The sequence below is a fragment of the Sphingobacterium sp. lm-10 genome (genome assembly GCF_023554555.1).
In the GTDB taxonomy this organism is placed as follows: Bacteria; Bacteroidota; Bacteroidia; order Sphingobacteriales; family Sphingobacteriaceae; genus Sphingobacterium.
The window spans coordinates 156,500-162,782 of sequence record NZ_JAMJWC010000004.1; the positions used below are offsets into that span (position 1 = coordinate 156,500).

General features: G+C 41.4%; 4 protein-coding genes. 2 read left to right on the forward strand and 2 right to left on the reverse strand.

Annotated elements, in window-relative coordinates:
• Positions 1 to 110 precede the first annotated feature (110 nt).
• Positions 111 to 461 (forward strand): phage holin family protein, encoded by a 351-nt coding sequence (locus M8998_RS16150; protein WP_249994974.1) that lies wholly within the window; start codon positions 111 to 113, stop codon positions 459 to 461.
• Between the two features lie 143 nt (positions 462 to 604).
• Here the strand turns inward: M8998_RS16150 and M8998_RS16155 are convergent, their stop codons facing one another.
• Both M8998_RS16155 and M8998_RS16160 read right to left on the reverse strand, forming a co-directional pair.
• Positions 605 to 2,116, reverse strand: a complete 1,512-nt coding sequence (locus M8998_RS16155; protein WP_249994981.1) for a SusD/RagB family nutrient-binding outer membrane lipoprotein — start codon at positions 2,114 to 2,116, stop codon at positions 605 to 607.
• 11 nt (positions 2,117 to 2,127) lie between these two features.
• Positions 2,128 to 5,187, reverse strand: a complete 3,060-nt coding sequence (locus tag M8998_RS16160; protein WP_249994988.1) for a SusC/RagA family TonB-linked outer membrane protein — start codon at positions 5,185 to 5,187, stop codon at positions 2,128 to 2,130.
• A gap of 95 nt (positions 5,188 to 5,282) precedes the next feature.
• On the opposite strand from M8998_RS16160, the gene M8998_RS16165 reads away from it, so the two are divergent.
• Positions 5,283 to 6,131: a helix-turn-helix domain-containing protein gene (locus M8998_RS16165; RefSeq protein ID WP_249994995.1), complete on the forward strand. Its 849-nt coding sequence runs from the start codon at positions 5,283 to 5,285 to the stop codon at positions 6,129 to 6,131.
• Positions 6,132 to 6,283: the final 152 nt, after the last annotated feature.

Consider the following 6,283-nt stretch of genomic DNA (forward strand, 5'->3'; position numbering starts at 1 on the left):
GCCTTACAATTAGTTCATTATAAAAATAAAAAGTTAGCCAATAACAATCAAGTGATTTGGCATTTATTTTGCCCTGCATTTCATTGAATCACAACTTAACACCATTAATTATGCATTTTATACTTTCTTTACTTCTTACGGGGCTTATCATAGCAGGAGCATCGTATATTATCCCGGGCGTTTCAGTAGCCGGATTTGGTTGGGCTATTATCACAGGGCTGGTCATTGGCTTGGTAAACGGTATTGTGGGTGGTATTTTGAGACTATTCACTTTCCCTTTGAACTGGCTTACATTTGGCCTGGTTTCATTTATCATTACCGTCTTAATGATAATGTTAAGCAGTACTATCATGGGCAATAAATTTCAGGTAGATGGTTTCTGGTCTGCTTTCTTTTTTGCTATTGCTGTAGCTGTTATGGAAATGATTTTAGGCGCTATGGTCGCGCCTAAGAGCCAGTAGACCTTTAATACGTTGGAAAATAAATAATCCCACTACAGTGCTTTACAACACTATAGTGGGATTATTTATTATGGAAACGTTTCGAAATTAGTATTTGATCATACGCCGCAATCCTTTAAGTTAATTGCTTCACATACTTTTATCTATCTCACATCCCACCAGACTCTTCCCGTAAGCACTCCTACATCTCCTTGGCTGGAAGCATTTTGATTATTGGAATTTAATTCCGTTTCCGGGTACATGAAGCGACGTGGATATGCCCCCGGTGTCGGACTGGTTACTGATGCCGGAAACGCAGGTATACCTAGTCTTTTGTGATCGTGCCAAGCTTGGATGTTATTCAATCCACTTAAAGCCAGCCACTTCTGTGTGATTATACGTTCTATTTTATTTGGAGCGACATCTATATTGACACTTGGTTGCGCGATGTAAGTAGCAATATTATAGTTATTGACATTAAACTGATAGTTAAAAGAGGATTGGATCGCGCTGTTATATAAAGTAGTACTATTGGCTGAAATCCATCCTCTTTCTGCAGCTTCTGCCTGTAAAAAATAGGCTTCTGCCGAAGAAATCACCATACTGCCTTGATTGAAGCTTTTCAGTACTCCGGCTGGCGTTGCTCCATTTTCTACTGGCCCTTTCATGGCAGAGGTATTAGCCGAAGCAAATTCAGGCGATACTGTATTATCTCCAAATACGACACCTTGATATGCATTATTCACCGTGACAAAGTTTTGGCCTAGTCTTGGATCATTGTACTCAGCATATTTCGCTAATAGATAGCGTGTAGGGCGTATGTTGCCATAATTAGCTACAGCTACACCTGCATTATTACGGTAGTAGGTTTCAAAGAATGGATTCATTCTACCGGCTGTATTCAGGTATCCTGGATTTACCATAGCATTATCCAGCAGAAAACCAGAACCTTCTTGCACAATCTTCGCTACCTCTTGTGTAATATATCCACTCTGATCTGATACTTGGGATTGTCTTAACAATGCCCGCAGTTTGAGTGTATTTCCAAATTGCGCCCACTTGGTACGATCTCCCCGAAACAGAACATCATCTGCGCCAGGTGCATTGCTGGCCGACTTAATCTCGGCAATACCTTCAGTGATCAAATCCATCGACTTCTGGTATACATCTCTGCCCGGTTCATAAACTGGCTGTAAGTATAGGGATCCTTGCAGCGCCTGCTCAAATGGCACATTGTTATAGAAATCTACCAAAATGAAATAATGATAAGCGGTCATCACCTTGGCAATCCCTTCATAAAACAAAGACGCTTCCAGATCGGCCTGCTCCAGAATTTGTTTGTAGTAGAACAAATTCGTGTAAGTGGTCTCCCAAACTGGAATACCATCTCGCGTATCGCGAATACCTGGTCCATTATAATTTTTCAGGGTGGAAAATGAACTAGCTGCTTCGCCAGCTGTACCCCAATAGCCGCCCCAAAAACCACCAATTTGGTTTAACTGGGTTGCTTCGTAATTAGCAGAACTATTAAGCGCTGCAGAGAGTTTAACGCTCAGGCTAAGGTTATCATTAGTAGGTGCATTCGGGTTATCGTTTACCTCGAGAAAATCCTTACAAGAGATCAAACTAAATGATGCAACTATTAAAAGTCCTATTTTGATTATATATAATTTCATCTGTATCAATATTAAAACGCTACGTTAATGTTAAATCCGAAAGATCTTGCCGTCGGAATCTGCCGAAAGCTCGAATAACCATCCGTAGAATTGTATAAAGCTTCTGGATCACCAATCTGGTTAGAATCATGACTGATGATAAATAAGTTATTACCAACCAATCCCAGCGAAGCACCACGAATAACCTTTTGCCCAGCGAGTAGGCGAGCTGGAAGATCGAACCCGATGTAAAGCTCCCTTAATTTTAAGTAATCTCCTTTAGCTGCCGTTACAGTCTGCACTCTCCCATATGCATCCCACCAAGCACGATCTCCTCTGGAATACACATCAGTGTTTTCTACGAGTGAGCCATCCGCCGTACGGATCATAGTATTCGGCATAATAAATGGTTCTCTGTTGTACTGCGCTGTTTCGGCATGAGTTCCTGCTGTATACATCCTAGGAAGTACCTCCGAATACATCCACGCACCCAGACGAGCATCTATCTGGAAACCTAAAGTAAAGCCTTTGTATTTGAAGTTAGAGTTAAATCCAAAAAGATAGGGAGGTACCATGGTTCCCAAAATGGTTTCATCTTCACTTAATCGAATATTTCCATTTGGATCCAAAATTATCTTCCCTGTCGCAGGATCTCGGTCGAAATCACTCATCCTTAAGGTAGGATATTGCTCACCCACAATGGCATACTGCTGGCGGAAGATAGTGAATTCGTTACCTGTGAACAGATTCAATACTTCGGTTTTCGTATAGGTAAAGTTCAAACCTACATCCCAGCGAAAGTTAGTTCCGCGAATAGCTGCTCCATTCAAGGCGACCTCTAGGGTGCTGTTAACCATCTGTCCGGCGTTTACGGTTGACGTATTGAAACCTGTTGCTCTGGAGACTTGGCTGTTGAAGATTTGGTCTTTAGAGTCCGAATAGGCATAGGCAATGTCAGCATTTAATCGATTATTAAACAATCCCAATTGTGCACCTACTTCGAATGAACGTACAAATTCAGGTTTAATGAAGCGATTAGGTTCTACCGTTGACGGAATATAGCCTACCAAACTACCATAGGGGAAACCTGGCGCCTGATTATAGTTCAGATTAAGTGCATAAGGACTTAAGGTCACATTTCCTGTTCTATTGAATGAACTGTATAAACGACCGTAACTCAACACACGATTATCTCGTAATGCCGGGATAGCATCGGTAAAGACGAATGATGTACTTACTCCCGGAGAGAAATAGTTTCTATTTTCTGGATCCAGAACCGAAGTCTGATCGTTACGACCGGTAAAGGTTAAGAACAAATAGTTTTTATAGCTTGTCGTAAATTCGCCGTAAGTCGCCAAATAACGCTGACGCGTGATCGTAGAACCACCAGCCAATTCGCCAGTTCTAGATCCTTGATTGAAAAGATCATCAAACAATAGGTTATTGGCTTGCACATTAATGTCTTTTCTATTATCCATTCTTACGTTCTGGCCCAATAATAGTCGTGTAGAGATATCACCAAAACTTTTGTGGAAGTCTAAAATTAAATCATTGTTGAAACGATTATAGTCGCGGTGCGAATCATTCACCGTTCCGATGACGTTTCGTGTCGCCACCGATGAGTTCAACTGGCGGTTAGTCACTCTTCCTGGCTCCGACTGAATGTATAGACCTGTCCTATTGATCACATCTAGCCAGTCTGCAACTTCATAACTAAATTCCAAACGAGAATTGATCGTATGTTGATCGAATGTTTGGCGGTTATTGTCTGCCATGAAGAATGGATTACGCGCTGCAGCCAATGGCGAATACCAGTTCAATGGATGGTTCGGTGATGTTGGATCCTGCCAATTGCGTGCATCCTGATAATCAATATTAGCAGGCTGTGCATATACGGAGGCCCATGGACCATCTGAGGTAGTACTGTTCTTGAAGAAAACATAGTTCATATTGAAAGATGTTGTCAACTTATTGAAACGCCGCGAGCCATTAAAACGCGCACCTGTACGGCTAGATTCGTCTCCAGGAATTACACCTTTGATTCGTACATCTTGTAATGACAGGAAGTAGGAACTGTTAGCATCACCGCCAGAAAAGGAAACATCATTCTGCATCGTTACTCCTGTGTTGAAAAAATCTTTCCGATTATCTCTTCCAGGCGCAGCGAATAGCTTTTGTGGCTGCACACCATTGATTGGTAATCCAAAGTCCTTCATCTCCCCGTCGAAACGTGGCCCCCAAGATTCATTGGCCGTAGGGCTATACACGCCATTTTGGCCTTGACCAAATTCGGTCTGCTGCGGAGGCAGGAAAAATACATTGGAGAACATAGTGCTGTTGCTGTAGTTTACTGTACCACGATCCGATTTACCTGTTTTTGTTGTGATCATGATAGCTCCATTTACACCTTCTGAGCCATACAATGCTGCCGCATTCGCACCCTTTAATACGGTGATATCTTCGATATCATTTGGATTAATGCGTGTGATATCCGGTAATGGCACTCCATCTACCACATAAATTGGATCATTTTGATTACGATTTAATGACCTTGTACCGCGCAAACGTACTTGGACGCCCGGGTCTGTTTTTCCAGTTGTCAGATCAGTCGCATTGATTCGTAAACCGGCAACTTTACTAGAAAGTGCCAATAACGGATTCACCATCTTACCGAGATTTAATTCCTCATTATTCACGGACTGCGCAGAGGTACCTAATTCACGAGATGATCGCTTAATTCCTAAGGCTCCTGTGACCAATACTTCTGCTAGTTCTCTAGTGTCTGGAGTCAAGCTGATGATTAAATCAGTACGCTCCCCGCGAACAACGATGTCTGTACTACGATATCCTACAAAATTAACCCGTAGTGTTTGTCCGACATGTGCACGAATGGAAAATCCCCCGGATGTTCCTGTCACCGCTGCCCCAGAACGATCGTTCTCTAGTACTTGAATATTCGCCCCGACAATGGGTGATCCCGATTCTTGATCCACAACCCTGCCTTGAACAGTAATATGAACTTGTCCGATGGCAGTGTTGCTCACAATCGCAAGCACGATTGCGATAATAATTCCTAAGTTGAGCTTAAACATGCTTAATTGATAGATTAGTTTTCTATATTTACATCATTTAGACTTTGTCTAAATAAATTTAATGCGGCAAATATAGAACTAATCGAACCAAAAAAATGACGCGTTCGGAAAATAAGACTACAAAAACAGAAAATTATCGGGTGCTCTCTCACCTTCAGACCTACATCTGCTCAGGTTCTTTCTTCAAAAGGACACTGAATGATGAAATTATGTTCTCAGAAGCCTCCTGTTTGATTATATTAACAGCATCGTCTGCCAGAACGTTTTTAGTGGAATTGGATGGGACACAGATAACCATACCAGCAGGAAACTCATTCATTACGCATGTGGATAAGGGGGTATGCTTAAGAAGCTCCATGGGACGAGAAACAAGTGATTATATCGCACTAATATTATGCGAGCGATTCATCGCTAACTTTGGTTTGCAAAGCTTGCTTAACTCAGAATTTGGATCAACAGGCACTCGTATAGTAAGAACGACGAGTAGATCTACTTTTCTAATAAAGCAAATTGCGACTATTGATCAAGACAAAAACTCTCCACTAGATCAACTCCTTTTAAATAGCCGCTTATTCGAGTTACTTCACTGCCAATCGAAAGAAGTAGTTAGTGAAGATAGTCATATTCAATCGATACATTACGATAAGATGCAGCTAGCAAAAAGGGTTATTCATCAAGATTTATCCAAAGTCATCACGATTCCGGAATTAGCAAAGATCGTAGGAACGAATGAACAGTATTTGAAAAAATATTTCAAGGTATATAATGGGAAGACCATCGCTCAGTATACTATAGAGGTTAAGATGGATCATGCGCGCAAACTGCTTTCTAATAACAAACTACGTGTAACCGACGTTTCCAGGATGGTTGGATATAAGCATTCTACGCATTTTACCACCACCTTCAAGAAGCACTTTGGCTTTAAGCCCACATTGTTAAAGTAATAGCGTTACTTTCTTACCATTATTAGATTGGCTTCAAGTACGGCGTAATTTCTCAGAGCGAACAGATTGATAGGGATTAGTGATTTTACAGGACACCTATAAACGCAAAAAAGCCCTTGCAATTTTGTTGCAAGGGCTTTAGTATAAAATTA